The sequence below is a fragment of the Labrenzia sp. 5N genome, from assembly GCF_012395805.1.
Taxonomy (GTDB): Bacteria; Pseudomonadota; Alphaproteobacteria; order Rhizobiales; family Stappiaceae; genus Roseibium; species Roseibium algicola.
In genome coordinates, this window is record NZ_JAAZTM010000004.1 from 538,358 (window position 1) to 558,481 (window position 20,124).

The 20,124-nt window shown below is 58.6% G+C and carries 17 protein-coding genes; 7 read left to right on the plus strand and 10 right to left on the minus strand.

Annotation, left to right across the window (positions count from 1 at the left end):
- Nucleotides 1-256: 256 nt before the first annotated feature.
- The 7 genes from ahcY to HEP89_RS05600 all read right to left on the minus strand — a co-directional run bounded on the left by ahcY (nucleotide 257) and on the right by HEP89_RS05600 (nucleotide 7,180).
- Complete coding sequence (ahcY, locus tag HEP89_RS05570; protein WP_022998977.1) at nucleotides 257-1,645, minus strand: adenosylhomocysteinase; 1,389 nt, start codon at nucleotides 1,643-1,645, stop codon at nucleotides 257-259.
- 205 nt (nucleotides 1,646-1,850) lie between these two features.
- Nucleotides 1,851-3,158 carry a cyclopropane-fatty-acyl-phospholipid synthase family protein gene (locus HEP89_RS05575; RefSeq protein ID WP_197923146.1) on the minus strand — a complete coding sequence of 436 codons (1,308 nt, stop codon included), beginning with the start codon at nucleotides 3,156-3,158 and terminating at the stop codon, nucleotides 1,851-1,853.
- 105 nt (nucleotides 3,159-3,263) lie between these two features.
- Nucleotides 3,264-3,548 (minus strand): HPr family phosphocarrier protein, encoded by a 285-nt coding sequence (locus HEP89_RS05580; protein ID WP_022998979.1) that lies wholly within the window; start codon nucleotides 3,546-3,548, stop codon nucleotides 3,264-3,266.
- Nucleotides 3,549-3,555: 7 nt separating this feature from the next.
- On the minus strand, nucleotides 3,556-3,960 hold the full coding sequence (locus HEP89_RS05585; protein ID WP_022998980.1) for a PTS sugar transporter subunit IIA: 405 nt from the start codon (nucleotides 3,958-3,960) through the stop codon (nucleotides 3,556-3,558).
- Between the two features lie 136 nt (nucleotides 3,961-4,096).
- The gene (locus HEP89_RS05590) at nucleotides 4,097-4,564 is read right to left on the minus strand and encodes an aldolase (protein WP_075281671.1); all 468 of its coding nucleotides are present in this window, start codon (nucleotides 4,562-4,564) and stop codon (nucleotides 4,097-4,099) included.
- Nucleotides 4,561-6,378 carry a sensor histidine kinase gene (locus tag HEP89_RS05595; RefSeq protein ID WP_022998982.1) on the minus strand — a complete coding sequence of 606 codons (1,818 nt, stop codon included), beginning with the start codon at nucleotides 6,376-6,378 and terminating at the stop codon, nucleotides 4,561-4,563. Before HEP89_RS05595 ends, HEP89_RS05590 begins: the two co-directional genes overlap by 4 nt.
- A gap of 103 nt (nucleotides 6,379-6,481) precedes the next feature.
- Complete coding sequence (locus HEP89_RS05600) at nucleotides 6,482-7,180, minus strand: response regulator transcription factor (protein WP_031268674.1); 699 nt, start codon at nucleotides 7,178-7,180, stop codon at nucleotides 6,482-6,484.
- Between the two features lie 501 nt (nucleotides 7,181-7,681).
- Between HEP89_RS05600 and HEP89_RS05605 the strand changes: the two genes are divergently transcribed.
- From HEP89_RS05605 to HEP89_RS05635, 7 genes are all read left to right on the plus strand, one after another.
- Nucleotides 7,682-9,292, plus strand: coding sequence for a phosphoenolpyruvate carboxykinase (locus tag HEP89_RS05605; protein ID WP_168691507.1), 1,611 nt, complete (start codon nucleotides 7,682-7,684; stop codon nucleotides 9,290-9,292).
- A 244-nt stretch (nucleotides 9,293-9,536) separates the two neighbouring features.
- The gene (locus HEP89_RS05610) at nucleotides 9,537-9,872 is read left to right on the plus strand and encodes an XdhC family protein (protein ID WP_168691508.1); all 336 of its coding nucleotides are present in this window, start codon (nucleotides 9,537-9,539) and stop codon (nucleotides 9,870-9,872) included.
- Nucleotides 9,873-9,889: 17 nt separating this feature from the next.
- A complete protein-coding gene (locus HEP89_RS05615) occupies nucleotides 9,890-10,516 on the plus strand; it encodes a LysE family translocator (RefSeq protein WP_055657213.1) in 627 nt (208 codons plus the stop codon).
- Nucleotides 10,517-10,519: 3 nt separating this feature from the next.
- Complete coding sequence (locus HEP89_RS05620; protein WP_168691509.1) at nucleotides 10,520-11,215, plus strand: XdhC family protein; 696 nt, start codon at nucleotides 10,520-10,522, stop codon at nucleotides 11,213-11,215.
- Nucleotides 11,212-12,828, plus strand: a complete 1,617-nt coding sequence (locus HEP89_RS05625; protein WP_168691510.1) for a molybdopterin-binding/glycosyltransferase family 2 protein — start codon at nucleotides 11,212-11,214, stop codon at nucleotides 12,826-12,828. Before HEP89_RS05620 ends, HEP89_RS05625 begins: the two co-directional genes overlap by 4 nt.
- Before the next feature lie 291 nt (nucleotides 12,829-13,119).
- A complete protein-coding gene (locus HEP89_RS05630) occupies nucleotides 13,120-13,326 on the plus strand; it encodes a hypothetical protein (protein ID WP_022998990.1) in 207 nt (68 codons plus the stop codon).
- Nucleotides 13,327-13,722: 396 nt separating this feature from the next.
- Complete coding sequence (locus HEP89_RS05635) at nucleotides 13,723-17,097, plus strand: PAS-domain containing protein (protein ID WP_168691511.1); 3,375 nt, start codon at nucleotides 13,723-13,725, stop codon at nucleotides 17,095-17,097.
- 158 nt (nucleotides 17,098-17,255) lie between these two features.
- Here the strand turns inward: HEP89_RS05635 and HEP89_RS05640 are convergent, their stop codons facing one another.
- The 3 genes from HEP89_RS05640 to HEP89_RS05650 all read right to left on the minus strand — a co-directional run bounded on the left by HEP89_RS05640 (nucleotide 17,256) and on the right by HEP89_RS05650 (nucleotide 20,094).
- On the minus strand, nucleotides 17,256-17,666 hold the full coding sequence (locus HEP89_RS05640; RefSeq protein ID WP_168691512.1) for a F0F1 ATP synthase subunit epsilon: 411 nt from the start codon (nucleotides 17,664-17,666) through the stop codon (nucleotides 17,256-17,258).
- 93 nt (nucleotides 17,667-17,759) lie between these two features.
- Nucleotides 17,760-19,193: a F0F1 ATP synthase subunit beta gene (gene atpD / locus HEP89_RS05645; RefSeq protein WP_173013971.1), complete on the minus strand. Its 1,434-nt coding sequence runs from the start codon at nucleotides 19,191-19,193 to the stop codon at nucleotides 17,760-17,762.
- A 16-nt stretch (nucleotides 19,194-19,209) separates the two neighbouring features.
- A complete protein-coding gene (locus HEP89_RS05650) occupies nucleotides 19,210-20,094 on the minus strand; it encodes a F0F1 ATP synthase subunit gamma (RefSeq protein WP_023014438.1) in 885 nt (294 codons plus the stop codon).
- Nucleotides 20,095-20,124: the final 30 nt, after the last annotated feature.

Below are 20,124 nucleotides of genomic sequence, written 5' to 3' on the forward strand. Positions count from 1 at the left end.
TTATCGGCATATTGTGATCCCCTTGTGCCGCCTTGCCCTGTTCTTGCGGGCCGCAGCTCCCGGTTTCTGGGAGCAAATCAAAGACATCCGCCTCGTGGCCTTTGATTCGCCTAAACCATAACCTTTTTGAGAATCACGCAGAAGAGTCCGTTATTGAAAAGTTAACAGGACCCTTAAAATTAAAGGGTCCTGCATTTTTTTGTTCACAGACCCGAATCGAGGCGATCACCACATCTAGTGGGCCGCCTCGCCGGAATCAGTATTTGTAGTGCTCCGACTTGAACGGACCAGCCTTATTAATCCCCAGATATTGAGATTGCTCGTCCGACAATTCGGTTAACGTGACGCCCAGCTTCTCCAGGTGAAGGCGGGCAACCTTCTCGTCCAGATGCTTCGGCAGCACGTAGACTTCGTTCTTGTACTGATCGCCCTTGGTGAAGAGTTCGATCTGCGCCAGAACCTGGTTGGTGAAGCTTGCGGACATGACGAAGCTCGGGTGGCCGGTGGCATTGCCGAGGTTCACCAGACGGCCCTGCGAGAGCAGGATCATGCGCTTGCCATCCGGGAACACATACATGTCGACCTGGTCCTTGACCGGGCGGCACTTGGTGTTCTTGAGGGCAGCAACCTGGATCTCGTTGTCGAAGTGGCCGATGTTACAGACGATCGCCATGTCCTTCATGCCACGCATGTGGTCGAAGGTGATGATGTCCTTGTTGCCGGTCGCGGTGACATAGATATCGCCTTCCGGAAGAGCCTGTTCAATGGTCTTGACCTCGAAACCGTCCATGGAAGCCTGCAGGGCGCAGATCGGGTCGATTTCGGTGACGATCACGCGGGCACCGGCACCAGCCAGGGACTGTGCGGAGCCTTTGCCGACGTCGCCGTAACCACAGACAACGGCAACCTTGCCGGACATCATCACGTCGGTGCCGCGGCGGATACCGTCGACCAGGGACTCACGGCAGCCATAACGGTTGTCGAACTTGGACTTGGTGACGCTGTCGTTGACGTTGATCGCCGGGAACGGCAGGTCGCCCTTCTTCTGCATTTCATAAAGACGCAGAACGCCAGTGGTGGTTTCTTCCGAAACGCCCTGGATCAGCTCTTTCTGCTTGGTGAACCAGCCCGGGTTGGCGGCCATGCGCTTCTTGATCTGCGCGAACAGGCACACTTCCTCGTCCGACTTCGGGTTATCGATCAGACCGGTTTCACCGGCTTCGACCCGTGCACCGAGCAGGATGTAGAGCGTGGCGTCGCCGCCATCGTCCAGGATCATGTTCGCACCTTCGGGGAAGTCGAAGATCTTGTCGGCATAATCCCAGTATTCTTCCAGGGTTTCGCCCTTGGTTGCGAAAACCGGAATGCCTGCAGCTGCAATCGCAGCGGCTGCCTGATCCTGCGTGGAATAGATGTTGCAGGACGCCCAACGGACTTCCGCACCCAGTGCAACCAGCGTTTCGATCAGAACGGCGGTCTGAATGGTCATGTGCAGGGAACCGGCAATGCGGGCGCCCTTGAGCGGCTTGGAGTCACCGAATTCGGCGCGGCAGGCCATCAGGCCCGGCATTTCGTGCTCGGCGATCTCGATTTCGGTGCGGCCCCAGTCTGCGAGCCCGATGTCTTTAACGATGTAGTCGGTCATGAATAAGTCCTGCTGTTTTGAGCCAGCTTCAGGCGCAAGGCCCCTTGAGTGTCGCCGCCATCTCGTGAACCAGTGCCAAAACGGCACCAGGGGCGGGCGACAGCCGAAATCCGGAAGGCTCCGGAAATCGTTGGAAGGGGTTATAGCGCCAGCAGGGTCATCACGCAATAAAGATATAAAGAATTCTTTATATCATATATCCCAATCACGTCCGGTAGAGATCCGCGCGTGATGGCGGCATGCCTGACGGACCCTTGGTGCGACGCGTCGCGACCGTCTGGAAGATGCCGATGGAGCCGCGTTCGAAGCCAAGCGAGACGCCAATGAGATAGGCCAGCCACAGACGATATTTGTGCTCGCCTATTTCCGCGACAGCCGCCTCCTTTACCTTCATCAGGTTTTCCGCCCACAGCCGTGTCGTGCGGGCATAGTGCTCGCGCCAGGCTTCGACGTCGTGAACCTCAAAGCCGTGCGCTTCCAGATTGGTCAGCGTCCAGCCAATGTGGTCGACCTCCCCTCCCGGGAAGATGTAGCGTACCAGCGCCTGGTATTCCGGCTTCTTGCGGCGGAACGCCTTCAGATCCTTTTTTCCGCGGCGGGTGATCGCATGGTGCAGGTAGACACCCCGCGGTTTCAGCAGGCGGTGCACGCTCTGGAAGTAATTGTCGTAATTGTCCAGCCCAACCGCCTCGAACATGCCGATGGAGGAAATCTTGTCGAACTTGCCGTCCATGTCGCGATAGTCGATCAGCTTGACCGAGACCTTGTCTTCAAGGCCACGCGCCTTGATCCGCTCCTCGGCAAGCTTCAGCTGTTCTTCCGCCAGTGTGACCCCAACGGCTGTCACGCCATAATGTTCGGCGGCGTGGCAAATCAGGGCGCCCCAGCCGCAACCGATATCGAGCATCCGGTCGCCCGGCTTCAGCCGCAGCTTGCGGCAGATCATGTCGAGCTTGTCTTTCTGCGCCGTTGCCAGATCGTTCGACCAGTCGGAGAAATAGGCGCAGGTGTAGACCATCTCCGGGTCGAGAAAGAGCCGATAGAAGTCGTTGGAAACGTCGTAATGGAACGCGATGTCGTCCTTGCGGCTGCCGGAGCTTCGGTCCGCTGACTGACCGGCATCAAGCCCGTCCGGGTTGGCTTCAGCCTTGCGACCAGAACCGCGCCAGAGCGAAAATCCGGTTTTCAGAAGCAGGGTCTTGTTGAGGCGTTTGCGAATTTCCCGGCTTTTGAGTGTCGGCCGCTTTTCGGCAAAGTCGAAAATGCTGCCACCGCGCGGGTCGACGTCGCCATTTGCATAGAGATCGATCAGCGTCTTGATGCCGGGACGGCGAAGAAGACGCGTCAGCGCCGTTTCGGAAAGAGCAAGCCGCAGACCGTCTGCCGGTGCATCGGCAGGTACCCGGGATCCGTCCCAGAGTTCGAACGCGAATTGAAGTTCCAACGCCTCATGGACATGGGTAAGTGCAGTGCGCGCGGCGGAAATCAGTCGGTCCTGAGTGTGGCTCGCCATGTCGGCCCCCGGTTCGGTTTGGAAGGGTGTGGCCGATGCCCGGAATTCACTCGATCGACCGCAGCAGGAATGTGCACCGCAGGGTGGCGGCACGAAATGTCAAAATCAATCTTCTTCGCCAAAGCCGCTTTCGACGAGTTCGGCAATCGCCGCCATGGCGTCTCCCGCATCAGAGCCGGTGACGCTGACAGTGATAAAGCAGCCCGGGCTGGCGGCGAGCATCATTAGACCCATGATCGACGTTCCGCCGACGGTCTGGCCGTCCTTGGAAACCTGGACGTCTGCGTCAAACGTCTCCACCAGCTTCACCAGCTTTGCGGAAGCCCTGGCATGCAGGCCACGGCGGTTGACGATTGTCAGGTCTTTTTCCAACACGGTCTGCGCTGTCATTGTTGTTTTAGTTCTGTCCCGACAGCACCTGGCTGGCAACCGAGATGTATTTCTGGCCGGCCTGACGGGCTTCGTCGACAGCATCGGCCAGCTCGCGATCTGCGCGCACGCTGGCAAGCTTGATCAGCATCGGCAGATTGACACCGGCCACCACTTCAACGGATTTGCTGTCCATCACGGAAATTGCGAGGTTGGAAGGTGTGCCACCGAACATGTCCGTCAGAAGCACCACACCCTTGCCGGAATTGGCAGCTTCCACAGCGGCCAGAATGTCCTGGCGCCGCTGCTCCATGTCGTCATCCGGACCAATGGAGATGGTTTCAACCTGTTCCTGTGGACCGACAACATGTTCCAGCGCCGCTTTGAATTCCTCAGCAAGGCGCCCGTGCGTAACAAGTACAAGTCCGATCATGCGTCAGTTAGCCTGATTATCGAGTGCGTTAAGCTCAGGATCCCAAAAGAGATCCGGAAAGAGCCGGGCGTTTATCAGTCTGATGCACTCTCTTCAACCGCTTCGTCAGTTGCAAGCAAAAAACGCCCCTGCTGCCTCAAATATAATCCGGACCTTTGGGGAAAAGGTGCCGTAACGCCCAACGGATCAGGCGCAGGCTGTGCTCAGGGTCGTTTTGCGGGCACATAACCACCGGTAAATGCACGCCTTCAAGGCAGGTTGTCGCAAGAGCCTGCTCTGGCATCCTCTCGATGGCGTCGGCCTGCTTCAGTTCGACCAACAGATGCACTTGCGCATGCGGCAGAAAACGCGTTTCGACAACACCGAAGCCGCGTACTTCCATGCGGCCTTCTATCGTCCGCGGCGCATGCGCCTCGAGCCGTCCATCGGCTGCAGCAACATGCGTGTAGTCGTCAGCCACCAGAAGGCCGAGATTGCCTTTGGCCCGTGCCGCCTCGATGAGAATATCCGAAAGGGTTGTCTTGCCACTTCCGGCACCACCCCGGATCAGAAGGCCGGCAGTGCCCACCACCACGCAGTTGGCATGAACCGCCGGAGGCGTCACTTGCTCCGCCCTGCCGGCAGATAGATGGTGAAACGAGCACCTGCAATCTTCTGCTTGCCGTCCCGACCGGGCACCAGCCGGTTGGTGGCAACTATGGTCCCGCCATGGGCTTCGATGATCTGCCGGGAGATCGACAGACCCAGACCGGAATTGTTGCCGAAGCCTTCGCCTTCCGGCCTGTCGGTATAGAAGCGTTCAAAAATGCGTTCGGTGTTTTCAGCACGGATGCCGGGACCGTCATCATCCACGATGATCTTGATCATCCGGCCGTCCCGGCTGAGATCCACCCGAACCGTTCCGCCGGCGGGCGAGAAGGACCTGGCGTTGTCCAGAAGGTTGCTGACGACCTGTCCGAGACGAATATCATGGCCTTGCATCTGATAAGGCTTGCTGCCCTGAGCATCTGCAACGGCCAGCTTGACACTTGCCTCCTCCGCTCCGGACCGCTGGTTGGCGGCATCGGCCATGTTGCGCAGCAGTTCGGCCAGGTCGATCGGCTCGGCCTGGATCCGGGCCAGTTCCGCATCAAGGCGGGAAGCATCGGAGATGTCGCTGATCAGACGATCGAGGCGGCGCACGTCATGCTGGATCACTTCCATCAACCGGTCCTGCGAATTCTTGGACTTGGCCAGGGGCAGGGTTTCCACGGCGCTGCGCAGCGATGTCAGCGGGTTCTTCAATTCGTGCGCGACATCGGCGGCAAACTGCTCGATCGCATCGATCTTGTTGTAGAGCGCGTGGGTCATTTCCCGGAACGAACGCGCCAGATGGCCGATCTCGTCCTGCCGATCCGAAAAGTCCGGTATCTCCTCGCGAGAGGTCGAGCCTCGCCGCACCCGGTCTGCGGCAGCCGCTAGGCGCCTGACCGGGCCGGCAATCGTCCCGGCCAGCAGGATCGACAGAAGGATGGTCACTGTGGCGGCAAACAGGAACACGCGAATGATGGCGATACGTTCGGCCCGCACGATGGCGTCGATGTCACCGCCCTGTGTCGACAGGAGCAAGGCCCCAAGGACCGCACGGAACCGCTGTATCGGCACGGCCACGGAAACGATCAGCTCGCCCCGTTGCGAGATCCGCGTCACGCTGGCTGGGGATCCGGCAAGCGCCGCCTCCACTTCCGGATAGGCGCGGCCATCACCGCCGCCTACGTCCTGATAGATCGGCAGGTCACCCTGGCGCAGCCAGCGCTTGACCCATTGCCAGGTCGAATCCCAGAAGCCTTCCTCCTCCGCCGTCGGAGGCGGCAGATCGAAGCGCAGGATCTGGGCGCTGGTATAAAGGTGGCGGCTGTCGAGGATGAGAATGCCTTCCGGATCATAGATCCGCGCCCGGGTCTTGGTCGGCGAAATCAGGCGGCGCAGCACGGGACCGACCCGTTCCGGGTTGATCGGAAAGTCGAGACTGTCGAGATCTTCCTGGGTCGGGGTGATGCTTTCGCCCGCCTGCAACTGCAACAGGCGTTCGGGGTCGACGGTGATCGTGCCCGTATCGACGGTGGCGGAAGCGGCAATGGCGCCGGCAATGATTTCGCCCTGGGTCAGAAGGCTCTGCACCCGTGCATCGATCAGACCCGCGCGAAACTGGTTGAGGTACAGGATACCGATCACCAGTGCCAGCAGACCCACGAGGTTGATGGCGATGATCCGGCGCGTCAGCGACGAGAGAACATAGGTTCCGAAGATACGGCCCAACTGGCTGAGCAGACGGCGACGGATCCGCTTGTTGCCAAGCCGGCGCAGACGGGAGCGATCCGAACCGTTCTGAGGTTCAGAGGCACCAATCTCTTCCGCGCTCTCGCTTTCCACCGCCATTCAGGCTCACATTAGATCAAAGGCTGTTCAATCGAAACCGACTGAACAGCCAAAAGCAGATCGTTTCCAGGTTTTACCGGGACAGTCGCTCTACCGGTCCGTATCAGACTTCCCGGAAACGATACCCGACGCCGTAGAGGGTTTCGATCATGTCGAAGTCGTCATCAACAACCTTGAACTTCTTGCGCAGCCGCTTGATGTGGCTATCGATGGTGCGGTCATCCACATAGACCTGATCGTCATAGGCCGCGTCCATGAGCGCGTTACGGCTCTTGACGACACCGGGCCGCTGCGCGAGCGCGGACAGGATCAGGAATTCGGTCACGGTCAGCGTGACAGGTTTGCCGTTCCAGGTGCAGGTGTGACGCTCCTGGTCCATCACAAGCTGGCCACGTTCCAGCAGTTTGTCGGCATCGTCGCGCGGCGTGGATGCGTCACGCGGTTGCGCCCGGCGCAGCACCGCGCGCACACGCTCGACCAGAAGCCGCTGCGAAAAGGGTTTGCGGATGAAATCGTCGGCGCCCATCTTCAGGCCGAAGAGTTCGTCGATCTCGTCATCCTTGGAGGTCAGGAAGATTACCGGCAGATCGGAGTTCTGGCGCAGGCGGCGCAGCAGTTCCATGCCGTCCATACGTGGCATCTTGATATCGAAAATCGCGAGTTCCGGCGGGTCGCTCTGCAGGCCGTCGAGCGCCGATGTACCGTCGGTGTAGGTTTGAACGCGATAGCCTTCCGCTTCCAATGCGATAGAGACCGAAGTCAAAATGTTGCGGTCGTCATCGACCAGGGCAATTGTCGGCATGCTTTGTTTTTCCATTTCCGGCAACGCACCGATGGCGCGCATCGGCATTAATGTAACACACAGCCTTTGGCCTGCTAAATGCGCATAAATTAAGGCAATCCGCCTCCGGATATGCTTGCATGACACAAAGACCGCCCAGCCGGCTGCATTGGTGGGGATCACTGTAAAAGATTTCAAGAGACCAACTTAACGTCAAGTCTCGTACATTGGTGGCGGGGCTCAGTCGAGTCTCTACTACAAGTGCGAAATGAACGCACTTTCTTTCGATTCAATCAACATTTCGAACATTCCGAAAGTTTCGAATTTTAGTTCGATGTCCAAATTAATCATTGGCAATTTAATGGTGATTTTTAATCGATTAAACAATTACATAGCACCTTTGGTAGTCTTGCTGCCGTTTAGTCATTCCACTACGTTCGCAGCCCTCACAGCCAGATTTAGCTTTTCTTAACTTTCTCCGGCCGTGACAAAACTAGCCCCCATCACGAGGACTGCGGGAACATGCAAGAAGTAGGTGTCAGGAATCCCTCAATTGGTTGCGAAACTTTCGGCTTCAAAGGCCTGAAAGCGCTCTATTGGAACCAGAACGAGCCTGCTCTTTATGAATATTCCCTCTCCCGCGGCGAAGCGCAGCTAGCTGCCGGCGGCGCGATTGTTGCTGAAACCGGCGTTCACACCGGCCGCTCGCCGAAAGACAAGTTCGTGGTTCTGGACGACGAGACCCGCGACACCGTGTGGTGGGACAACAACGCCCAGATGTCGAAAGCCAATTTCGACCTTCTGCTGTCCGATTTCCTCGCCCACGCAGAGGGCATGGAGCTGTTCGCACAGGACCTTTACGGCGGCGCTGACAAGACCCATCGCCTGCCAGTGCGCGTCTACACGGAATATGCCTGGCATTCGCTGTTCATCCGCAACCTCCTTCTCCGGCCCGAGAGTTCCGAGCTGGAAGGCTTTGCGCCGGACATGACAATCATCGATCTGCCAAGCTTCAAGGCGGATCCGGAACGCTACGGCTGCCGGACAGAGACCGTGATCGCCTGCGACCTGACCCGCAAGATCGTCCTGATCGGCGGAACCTCCTATGCAGGCGAAATGAAGAAGTCCGTATTCACCATGCTGAACCACCTGCTGCCGGCAAAGGGCGTCATGTCCATGCACTGCTCGGCGAACTTGGGTGATGCAGGCGATACCGCAGTGTTCTTCGGCCTGTCCGGCACCGGCAAGACCACGCTCTCCGCCGACCCGTCCCGCACGCTGATCGGCGACGACGAACACGGCTGGGGTGAAAGCGGCGTCTTCAACTTCGAAGGTGGCTGCTACGCCAAGACCATCAAGCTTTCCGCGGAAGCCGAGCCGGAGATCTACTCCACCACCCAGCGCTTCGGCACTGTTCTGGAAAATGTGGTTCTGGACGAGAACCGGGTGCCGGATTTCGACGACGGTTCGAAAACCGAGAACACCCGCGCTGCCTACCCGATCCACTTCATCTCCAATGCCAGCGACACCGGCTGCGCGCCGATGCCGAAGACCATCATCATGCTGACGGCCGATGCCTTCGGCGTCATGCCGCCGATCGCGCGTCTGACACCAGCCCAGGCAATGTATCACTTCCTGTCCGGGTACACCGCCAAGGTGGCCGGCACCGAAAAGGGTGTTACCGAGCCGCAGGCGACCTTCTCGACCTGCTTCGGTGCGCCGTTCCTGCCGCGGCATCCGTCCGAATACGGCAACCTGTTGAAGGACCTCATTGCCAAGCACAATGTGGATTGCTGGCTGGTCAACACCGGCTGGACCGGCGGTGCATACGGTACCGGGCAGCGCATGCCGATCAAGGCCACCCGTACGCTGCTCACTTCCGCACTGAACGGCAGCCTGAAGGACGCCGAGTTCCGCACCGATGCGAACTTCGGGTTCGATGTGCCGGTTTCCGTCGAAGGTGTCGACGATACGATCCTGACCCCGCGCGAAACCTGGACGGACAAGGATGCCTATGACGTTCAGGCCGCCAAGCTGGTGCAAATGTTCGTCAAGAACTTCGCGACCTTTGAAGCCCATGTCGACGGTGCCGTGCTGAATGCCGCTCCCGCCGTGCGTATGGCTGCCGAATAAGCCCGACAATAATACCCCGCAAAACCTGAACGGCTCCTCTCCCTCGAGGAGCCGTTTTTTCGTGGGTAGACAACGCTCTTGCACTTCCCGATCACGACGTCCCGCCGGATGGATGATCGCTGAGAAAGTCCGGCGGCGGCGCGAGGAGCACAGGGTGATGCTGCGCTTGCTTTCCCTCGCCTGCTCTCTTTCATCAAATTCAGAAAGATCTATATTGAAGGTCCTACCTAGAAGGGGCGACCTCATGACGGCCACAGAGACGACTTCCATTCCCGACGTTTTGAAGACCGCCGAAAGCTGGCGCAGTGTGGGACGTTCCGTTGCACTGGCGACCGTGGTCGAGACCTGGGGTTCCGCGCCACGACCGGTCGGGTCCCATCTTGTCATTGATGCCGAAGGCAACTTCGAAGGCTCCGTCTCCGGCGGCTGTGTCGAAGGGGCGGTGGTGTCCGAGGCAATCGACGTCATCGAGACCGGCAAGCCGACCACGCTGGAATTTGGCGTTGCCGATGAGACAGCCTGGCGTGTAGGCCTTTCGTGCGGCGGCCGCATTCGCGTCTACGTCGAACCCGTCACCTGATCCCGGACCTGATTTCGATGACCACGGAAACCCTGCTTGCCTTCGTCGCCGCCACGGCTCTTTTTGCCTATATGCCTGGCCCGGCCCTGCTTTATACCGCCGCACAGACGATCGCCCGCGGACAGCGGGCCGGTTTCATGGCTGCCGCGGGTATTCACCTGGGCTGTTATGTGCATGTCTTTGCCGCAGCCTTTGGCCTGTCGGCGATCTTCAGTGTCGTGCCGACACTCTATTTTGCGCTGAAGCTGGTTGGCGGGCTTTACCTGATCTTTCTCGGCATCCAGATGATCCGGACCCGCGTTGTGGCCGGACCGACACCCAATCTGCCCCAAAAATCCGAAAAGCGAGCCTTTGCAGACAGCGTGCTGGTGGAGGTTCTCAATCCCAAGGTCGCCATCTTCTTCATCGCCTTCCTGCCGCAGTTCGTCACCCCTGACGCAAGCCTGCCAATCTGGGCGCAGTTCCTGATCCTGGGAACGTTCGTCAACTTCGCTTTCACCTCGGCAGATATCGTCACCGTTCTTTTTGCAAGCCAAGTGAAAAAGCGGTTGACCAGGACATCGAAGTTCCAGAGCCTCACACGCTGGCTTGGAGGATCTCTTCTGGTGGGACTTGGACTGAAACTGGCAACGGACCGCGCATAGACCATGGACTTTTCCCTGCTAAGTGACCTCAACAAGGACCGTACCGCGCGCCGTGCGGCGATCCTGGTGACCGACATGGTGGACGGGCGGCAACGCCTCGTCCGCAAATCCGACGATTTTTCCGGCGATCCCCTGGCTGAGGAACTTGCAAGGCGTTTCCGCTCAGGTAAATCCGGCATGATCACCGCAGAAAGTGGCGAAGTCTTCCTGAACGTATCCTTGCCTGCGCCGCGCCTGGTCATCATCGGCGCAGTGCACATCAGCCAGGCGCTTGTTCCGATGGCGGAGATTGCGGGGCTTGATGTGACCGTCATTGATCCGCGCACGGCCTTTGCCACCGAAGACCGCTTTCCCGGAAGCACACTCAAGGCGGACTGGCCTGAAGAGGTCTTGAAGGATGCGCCCCTTGATGCCTTCACGGCCGTTGCCGCTGTCACTCATGATCCGAAGATCGACGACTACCCCCTGATGGAAGCGCTGAAGACCGGATGTTTCTATGTCGGGGCGCTCGGCAGCCGCAAGACCCACGGCAAACGTCTGGAACGCTTTACCGAAGCCGGCCTGGCACCTGAGCTGTTTGACCGGATCGATGCTCCGATCGGTCTCGATATCGGAGCAGCTTCGCCGGAGGAAATTGCGGTGGCCGTGCTGGGCGCCATCATCAAGGCGTTACGGACCGCTCCGGGAGCTGCCGCATGATATTCGGCCCTTGTCCGCCGGAAGATGCCGAAGGCTGTATTCTCGCGCACCGGACAGCCCTGCCGAAGCGTGTGCTGAAAAAAGGCCGCCGCCTGACGGGACAAGACTGCGCCGAGATTGCCGCCGCCGGTATCGACAGCCTCATGGTTGCCCGGATAGAACCCGGCGACACCGGAGAGGATGCCGCGGCCGAGCAGCTCGCCACGGCTGCTGCAGGTGCGGGTCTTGAGACCGACACCGCCTTTACGGGGCGCATGAACCTCTATGCCGCCACCAACGGCGTCCTGGTGGTCGATGCGGATGCGGTTACCGCGGCCAACCGGATTGATCCGGCCATCACCTTTGCGACCCTGCCGAACTACAGCAAGGTTCTGGCCGACCGAATGGTTGCAACCGCGAAGATCATTTCCTTTGCCGTTCCAGAAGAACAACTGGGAGCCGCCGCAAACGCTCTCAGGGGTGCAGTCCGCGTTGCCGGCTTCAGTCCGCGCAAGGTTGGCCTTGTCGCAACGCAACTGCCGCATCTCAAGCCCTCGACCATGGACAAGACCCGCCGCGTGCTGGAAGACAGGCTGTTGCCGAGCGGATCAACCGTCCTGAACGAGCACAGGGTCGCCCACAGCAGGGAGGCCGTCGCCGAAGCCTTGCGGTCGCTGAAGGAAGAAGGCGCTGATTTACTGATCCTGTTCGGGGCTTCTGCCGTTGTCGACAGGCAGGACGTGCTGCCTGCGGGTCTGGATCTTGCCGGCGGGACGGTGCACCACCTGGGCATGCCGGTGGACCCCGGCAACCTGCTGATGCTCGGAAGTCTCGACGGCATTCCCGTGCTGGGCGCACCGGGCTGCGCCCGAAGCCCGAAGGAGAACGGTTTCGACTGGGTTCTGGACCGCCTGCTTGCCGGACTGGAAGTACTCCCCGACGACATTACCGCAATGGGTGTTGGAGGCCTCTTGATGGAAATCGGGACACGGCCGCAGCCCCGCGAAGGCAAACGCAAGGGCGAAGCTGCCAGGATCGCGGCGCTGATCCTTGGCGCAGGCAAGTCATCCCGCATGGGCGGTCCGAACAAGCTGCTTGCGACGCTGGACGACAAGACCCTGATCCGGCATGCCGCGGAAGCTGCCGCCGGCGCCGGTCTGTCACAGACCGTTCTGGTAACCGGGCATCTGGCTGAAGAAGTCGGCGCACAGGTGGAAGATCTGGACGTTACGCTGGTGCACAACCCGGATTTTGCAGACGGCATGGCCGGGTCTATCCGCACAGGCATGAATGCTCTCGCCGCAGATACCGATGCGGTGATCGTTCTTCTGGGCGACATGCCACGTATCGGCAGCGATGTTCTGAAGAGGCTGATCGGCACTTACCGCGAAAACGACAACAGTCTGATCGTCACCGCAACGGCGGATGGGAAACGGGGCAATCCGGTTTTGTGGGACCGACGCTTCTTCGAAGCCCTGAAATCCTTGAGCGGCGACGTTGGAGCGCGTCACATCATTGGCGAAAACCCCGGGTTCGTGGCCGAAGTCGAGATCGGATCCGCCGCAAGACTGGATCTTGATACACCCGATGCGCTTCGGCAGGCTGGAGGCAAGTTGCCTGAGCCAAAAGGCTAAACCTTTGGCCTGGTAAAGTAAGCCGAAGCAATAAAGCCAAACGATAACATTACATTAACCCGGTATGCACTGAGTGCAGGCCGGAATTGCCAGCTATTCTATTGCAATTTTGTGACATGCCGCTTATGTAATGCCTGCGCTTGCTGAAGGGCACCCAATTGGGTTGGACAACGGATGACGTCCCGGGCGCCGCTTACATCCGATTCCTGTCGAAAGCTGTTCGGATCCTCCCTCCCGAGGATGCTCGAGCGCTTTTGTCGCTTGGTTAAAAGAAGAACGAAGGAAAACGTCATGGCTGACTTGTCTCTCCCGCGCCCGGGCTGCTGCAAATGGGCAGAAGGTGATTCTGGTAACTACATCTTCCCGTGCAGCACGCGCGTCGAAGCAGGTGTCTCCTATTGCACCGAACATAGCGCCATCGTCTACATCCCGCCGGAAGAGCGCCGCCGCAACCGTTCCGGTGGTGGCATGAGCCTGTCCTTCCGCCGCGCGGCATAAGAATACAAGCTGCTTGAACTAAAAAAGCAGACATTCCGTGGAACACCACGTACCTCGAAACCCGGCCCTCAGGCCGGGTTTTTTATTGCCCGGATTTTCCCGTGCTGGATTTCAAGCCTGCAAGGCTGGACGAAAGGCATGTCAACATCGAGCAACCTCTGCGTGAACAGAAGATTTCATGCGATTTTTTCGATCTAAGCAAATATTCTTACTGAATATTACCTAGAGGCGATTCTTCGTTAAAATACAATCACCCTCACCGCGCAAAACAACCCTGCCTTTATGGACAATTTAATTCAATCTCGCAAAGTTAATACTTTGTTTTAGTTCTATACCTAAGAGTAAACAAACTAAAACCGAGATAGTGACGCTTTCGGCAGAGAGGCACAGTGCATCATGACCCCTGTGCAGGGAGACAGCGAACAGGACCGCCTGGACGCACTGGCGACCCTTCAGATTCTCAATTCTGAACGCCTGCCGGAATATGACGATCTCGTGGAGACCCTTGCCACGATCTTCGATGCCCCGATGGCCTTCATTTCCATCGTCGGGAAGGATGACCTCTGGTTCAAGGCCAAGATCGGCATAGACGTCGACGGCACGCCAAGAAAAGGCACTTTTTGCGATCAGGCGATCCTCTCGCGTGAGTTGATGGTCGTTCCCAACGCCCTTGAAGACCCCCGCTTCCGCGATACGAGCCTCGTTGCCGGTCCACCCTACACACGCTTTTATGCAGGTTTGCCGTTGTGCCTGGATGGCACGCACATCCTTGGGACACTCTGCGTCGTCGACACCAAACCACGGCAACCAAGCGAAACACAGCTCCGCCAACTGCAGCGTATGGGATCGATCGTCCTCGGTCTGATGAAGTCTCATCGCGCCCAGAGTGATACGCAATCTGCCCTTCGGGCGGCCGAAGAACAGCAACGGCTTGCGATGCGCAAGAGCGATCTGCTGGAAGAGATCACGGCCGTTTCCGGTGTTGGCGGCTGGGAAGTGGATATTGATACCGACACGGTAACCTGGACGGAAAAAACCTGCGAAATCCATGAAGTGGATGACGACTTCGTTCCAACTGTCGATATGGCGCTTTCCTTCTACGCACCGGATTGCCGTCGCCAGATCTCGGATGCCGTCATCAAAAGTGTCAAGGAAGGCGTTGCCTGGGATCTTGAACTCCCGTTCGTGACCGCCAAGGGGCGTGAGATCTGGGTTCGCACCGCGGGCAGGCCCATCATCGAAGATGGTCGCGCGACCCGTTTGATCGGTGCCTTCCAGGACATTACCGAACGCAAGCAATCCGAACAGGCCGTGCTTCATTCCGAAGCGGTCCATCGCACCACCCTGGAATCCCTGAGCGAAGGGATTCTCCTCGTCAACAGAGCCGGACAGATCCAGTCCTTCAATCCTGCAGCAGCTGCATTGCTCGGCTACACCGTCGGGGAAATGAAAGGTCAAAAGCTTCAGGATCTCGACCTCGATATCGAATGCGAAGAAGACGGCCACGTTTCCGGCTGCAATCCCCTGCAACAGGCAGCGGTCAATCCGGACAAGGTTTGTAACGTCGTTGCAAACGTGACCCGCCGCGGGACCGACCAGTCCGTCTGGCTGCGGCTGAATGCGAAATCGATTGGCGACGACAATGCGTATGGCCTCGACGGCGTTGTCCTTTCCCTGACCGACGTCACCGCGACCAAGCGGCAGCTCATCGCTTTGCAAGCCATTTTCGACAACCTGCCGGGTGGTCTCGTCTATTATGACCCCGACAGACAGCTTGCGGTCTGCAACAAGGATTTTCAGCGCCTTCTGCAATTGCCGCAGGAATTTATTGATCGCAAGGCGCCGTTGCTGGAAGTGGCGACATATCTGGCAAAGCGGGGAGACTACGGTCCGGGAGACCCGGACAAGCTTCTGGAAGAACGGTTCAGGTATTTCAATGATCCCAAACCGCATATTTACGAGCGCGTCAGCCCCGATGGGACACATCTCGAAGTCCGTGGTATCCCTCTGCCGAGCGGCGGCCTTATCACCAGTTTCTTTGATATTTCGGAGCGCAAACGGGCAGAGAACATCTTACGGTATTCCGAGGCCGTCCAAAGGACAACGCTCGAGTCTCTCAGCGAAGGTATTCTTCTGCTGACACATACCGGCGAGATCCAGTCAGCCAATCCTGCTGCGATCGACCTCTTGGGCGTGACCGGCAGGGAGCTGGTCGGGTTGAACGTAACCGACATTGATTTTGGCCTTCGCTGTGACCTTGAAGACAAGGGTCCGTGCGATGCACCGCTGGAGCTTGCTGCGCGTGACCCGGGATCACTGAGGGACGTCATCGCCCGTCTCTCCCCCACCAACGGGCGGCCTAGGAAGTGGCTTCGCCTGAGCGCCATGCCAATCGACGACGATCAGGAGTTCGATCTGGACGGTGTCGTCGTCTCCCTGACGGACATTACCGAGACCAAGCAGCAGGCCGACACGCTGCAAAGCATCTTCGACAACTTTCCGGGCGGGATCGTTCACTACGATGAAACGCTCCGGCTCGCGTCGAGCAATCAGCAGTTCCGCGACCTTCTCGAATATTCTGATGAGTTGATTGAAGATCGGCCTTATCTTTACGACTTCTTTCTCTTCAACGCTCGAAGAGGTGACTATGGCCCCGGCGACCCAGAGGCTCTCGCTCTGGAGCGGTATCGGAAGTACGACCTGAAAAAATCACAGGTGTTCGAACGACGTGCCGCGAACGGCACCTACATCGAAACCCGGAGCACGCCACTGCCGTCAGGTGGTCTCATCCATAATTTTTACGACATCACCGACCGCAAGAACCTGGAAGAACAACTTGCCGCGAACGAACGGCTGGCACGGCATCGCTCGCAGGAACTCGAAGCCATTCTCGCCAATATGCGCCAGGGGGTCAGCGTCTTCGATGCGCGTGGCCGACTGTCATTGTGGAACCGGCAGTACATCGAAATCTTCAACAAACCTGAGGGCGATGTTTACGAGGGTGTCAGCCTCATCGAGTTGATCCAGGCCGAGAAGGATCGCGGCGAATTCGAAGGCGACGTTCAGGAACACGTCATGGATCTGATGATCCGCTTGTCGGCAGGAGAAGTGGTCCGTTCCAAGTTCAAACATCCCAACGGCAGGATTGTCAGCGCGGTCCATGCGCCCTTGCCGGCGGGCGGCTGGATCGGTACGCATGAAGATGTCACGTCCCGTGAACTGGCGGCAGAAAAGATCCAGTTTGCCGCTCACCATGACACCTTGACCGGGCTCGCCAACCGAACGCTATTCAATGCAAAGCTGGACGAAGCCCTGAATGCGGCATCGGCCAATGGCATTGCAGGCGACCTGATGCTGCTTGATCTCGACAAATTCAAACCGGTGAATGACAGCTTCGGTCATGATGTCGGTGACGAACTTCTTAAAACAGTCGCACAGCGACTGCGCGAGTGTGTCCGGTCCTCAGATCTGGTCGCTCGTCTTGGTGGCGACGAATTCGGGATCATCCTGACCGGAACCGGTTCCGGCAACGCCAGTACGGCCGAGATCGCCGATCGTATCGTCCGCAAGATCGGGGCACCGTTCGCTGTCCAGGATCACATTATTTCGGTTGGCGTCAGCGTCGGAATTTCTCCGATAACGGGCACGGAACTGGATCCTCGTCCAGTGATAAAGCGCGCCGATATGGCGCTATACGAAGTCAAGCATAACGGGCGTAACGGGTTCAAGTTCTTCGAAGAAGAAGACGTCGCGCGGTTTGCTCGGGCCTGACGTTCGGCTTTCTGATCGAGAGCCGACTGTTTGAGAGGTAGCCTGCCAGACACGTCAGAACCGTGCCTCTTGCATACTTGACCGATCGCTTCCCCCAAGAACAAAAAACGCGGCCCGTTGCCGGACCGCGTCATTGAATGAAGCTTGAGGGGGTCGTATCAGGCCTTGGTGAGGGCTTCTGCGACGTCCTTGAGCTGAGCCAGTGTCATTTCGGCTTTCTGCCGCGAGGCATCGTCCTTGGCGTCGGAAACATCTTCCTGCGCATCCTGGATTGCCTGGTCGAGCTGCTCACGGCTGATCTCGCCAAACGGAACGGCCTGTTCGGCCAGAACGGTGAGACCGCCTGCTGCAACATCGGCAAAACCACCGCGGACGAAATATTCGTCCCAGCCACCATTTTCGCTGCTGCGCACCTTCAGGATGCCCGGCAGGATGGTGGAGATGAACGGGGCATGGTTCTTCAGAACGCCAAACTCGCCTTCGGCGCCCGGTACAACGACCTCTGCGACCTGTTCGGAGAGGAGCTGGCGCTCCGGCGAGACCAACTCAAACTGGAAAAGTTCAGCCATTTGGCGTCTTCCTTGTCAGTCTAATTCTGATGGCAAGCCATCAAGCATGAAGAAGACGGACGCCCGATAACGGGCGTCCGGTCAATTCGCCGATCAAGCGGCTTCAGCAGCCAGGCGCTGTGCTTTCTCGATGGCTTCATCGATGGAGCCAACCATGTAGAAAGCAGCTTCCGGCAGGTGGTCGTATTCGCCTTCAACCAGACCCTTGAAGCCCTTGATGGTGTCTTCGAGAGCAACCAGCTTGCCCGGAGAACCAGTGAAGACTTCAGCCACGAAGAACGGCTGGGACAGGAAGCGCTCGATCTTACGTGCGCGGGCAACGGTGAGTTTGTCTTCTTCAGACAGTTCGTCCATGCCCAGGATGGCGATGATGTCCTGCAGAGCCTTGTAGCGCTGCAGAGTAACCTGAACCGCACGAGCCGTTTCGTAGTGCTCTTCACCGATGATGCGGGCATCAAGCATACGGGAAGTGGAATCCAGCGGATCCACAGCCGGGTAGATGCCTTTTTCAGCGATCGAACGGTTAAGAACCGTCGTTGCGTCCAAGTGAGCAAAGGTCGAAGCCGGTGCCGGGTCGGTCAAGTCATCGGCCGGAACGTACACGGCCTGCACGGACGTGATCGAGCCCTTGTTCGTGGTGGTGATGCGCTCCTGCATGCCGCCCATGTCGGTGGCCAGCGTCGGCTGGTAGCCCACAGCGGACGGGATACGGCCGAGAAGTGCGGACACTTCGGAACCTGCCTGGGTGAAGCGGAAGATGTTGTCCACGAAGAACAGCACGTCCTGGCCCTGGTCACGGAAGTGTTCTGCAACGGTCAGACCGGTCAGAGCAACACGTGCACGGGCTCCCGGGGGCTCGTTCATCTGGCCGTAAACCAGAGCAGCCTTGGAGCCTTCTCCGCCGCCTTCCTTGTTCACGCCGGATTCGATCATTTCCCAGTAAAGGTCGTTACCTTCACGAGTACGCTCGCCAACACCTGCGAACACGGAGTAACCGCCGTGCGCCTTGGCGACGTTGTTGATCAGTTCCATGATGAGAACGGTCTTGCCCACGCCGGCGCCGCCGAACAGGCCGATCTTACCGCCCTTTGCGTACGGAGCCAGAAGGTCAACGACCTTGATGCCCGTCACAAGGATTTCAGCTTCGGTGGACTGTTCGATGAACTCCGGAGCGTCCTGGTGGATCGCACGCTTGCTTTCGTGCGGGATCTCACCGGCTTCGTCGACCGGCTCGCCGATCACGTTCATGATACGGCCCAGGGTGCCGTCGCCAACCGGCACCACGATCGGTGCATCGGTGTCGACCACTTCCTGACCGCGCACCAGACCCTCGGTGGAGTCCATCGCGATGGTACGTACCGTGTTTTCGCCAAGGTGCTGAGCAACTTCAAGCACAAGACGCGTGCCCTGGTTGTCAACTTCAAGAGCGTTCAGGATCAGCGGCAGGTGGTCATCGAACTTGACGTCGACAACGGCGCCGATGACCTGGGTGATCCGTCCGACCTTTTTGTCAGCCATATCCCTAATCCTCGTCTCGATCCCGTTAGAGCGCTTCCGCGCCCGAGATAATTTCAATCAGTTCCGTCGTAATCTGAGCCTGGCGCTGGCGGTTGTAGTTGATCGTCAGTTTGTCGATCATCTCGCCGGCGTTGCGGGTCGCGTTGTCCATTGCGGACATACGTGCACCCTGTTCAGACGCAGCATTTTCCAGAAGTGCCCGGAAAATCTGAACGGAGATGTTGCGCGGCAGCAGATCCGCAAGGATCTCTGTCTCTTCCGGTTCATATTCGTAAACCGCGTTGGCACCTGCGCCTGCATCAGTGCTGCCAGCCTCGAAATGGGCCGGGATCAGCTGAGTTGCAGTCGGTTCCTGCGCGATCACGGATTTGAAAGTCGAATAGAACAGCGTGCAAACGTCGAACTCGCCATTGTCGTACATGGAGAGCACTTCGCGGCCGATGTCGTCCGCGTTGTTGAAGCCAACGTTCTTAACACTGCGCAGGTCGATGGTCTTGATTATGTGCTGGCCGAGCTCGCGCTTCAGAGCGTCGTAGCCCTTCTTGCCGACACAGATGATCTTGACCGTCTTGCCCTGCTTCAGCAGGCTGCGCGCTTTTTCACGCGCAAGCTTTGCAATGTTGGTGTTGAAGCCCCCACACAGCCCACGTTCGGCCGTGGCAACGAGCAGGAGATGAACCTGGTCATTGCCGGTGCCGGACATGAGCTTCGGAGCGTCGTCGCGCCCCTCGAAGGCCACCGCGAGGTTGGCCAGCACCGCACCCATGCGTTCCGCATAGGGGCGAGCGGCCTCCGCAGCTTCCTGAGCACGACGCAGCTTCGCCGCGGCCACCATTTGCATGGCCTTGGTGATTTTCTGCGTCGCCTTAACGGAAGCGATGCGGTTTCGTAAGTCCTTCAGGCTCGGCATGGCCGCCCCTGCTCCTTATCCCGGCGTGGT

Coding starts and splice junctions, on each gene's coding strand:
- HEP89_RS05610 (WP_168691508.1), top strand. CDS start 9,537: ATGACGGCCACAGAGACGACTTCCATTCCCGACGTTTTGAAGACCGCC.
- HEP89_RS05620 (WP_168691509.1), top strand. CDS start 10,520: ATGGACTTTTCCCTGCTAAGTGACCTCAACAAGGACCGTACCGCGCGC.
- HEP89_RS05650 (WP_023014438.1), bottom strand. CDS start 20,094: ATGCCGAGCCTGAAGGACTTACGAAACCGCATCGCTTCCGTTAAGGCG.
- HEP89_RS05630 (WP_022998990.1), top strand. CDS start 13,120: ATGGCTGACTTGTCTCTCCCGCGCCCGGGCTGCTGCAAATGGGCAGAA.
- HEP89_RS05575 (WP_197923146.1), bottom strand. CDS start 3,158: ATGGCGAGCCACACTCAGGACCGACTGATTTCCGCCGCGCGCACTGCA.
- HEP89_RS05595 (WP_022998982.1), bottom strand. CDS start 6,378: ATGGCGGTGGAAAGCGAGAGCGCGGAAGAGATTGGTGCCTCTGAACCT.
- HEP89_RS05635 (WP_168691511.1), top strand. CDS start 13,723: ATGACCCCTGTGCAGGGAGACAGCGAACAGGACCGCCTGGACGCACTG.
- HEP89_RS05580 (WP_022998979.1), bottom strand. CDS start 3,548: ATGACAGCGCAGACCGTGTTGGAAAAAGACCTGACAATCGTCAACCGC.
- HEP89_RS05585 (WP_022998980.1), bottom strand. CDS start 3,960: ATGATCGGACTTGTACTTGTTACGCACGGGCGCCTTGCTGAGGAATTC.
- HEP89_RS05640 (WP_168691512.1), bottom strand. CDS start 17,666: ATGGCTGAACTTTTCCAGTTTGAGTTGGTCTCGCCGGAGCGCCAGCTC.
- HEP89_RS05615 (WP_055657213.1), top strand. CDS start 9,890: ATGACCACGGAAACCCTGCTTGCCTTCGTCGCCGCCACGGCTCTTTTT.
- HEP89_RS05605 (WP_168691507.1), top strand. CDS start 7,682: ATGCAAGAAGTAGGTGTCAGGAATCCCTCAATTGGTTGCGAAACTTTC.
- HEP89_RS05625 (WP_168691510.1), top strand. CDS start 11,212: ATGATATTCGGCCCTTGTCCGCCGGAAGATGCCGAAGGCTGTATTCTC.
- HEP89_RS05600 (WP_031268674.1), bottom strand. CDS start 7,180: ATGCCGACAATTGCCCTGGTCGATGACGACCGCAACATTTTGACTTCG.
- ahcY (WP_022998977.1), bottom strand. CDS start 1,645: ATGACCGACTACATCGTTAAAGACATCGGGCTCGCAGACTGGGGCCGC.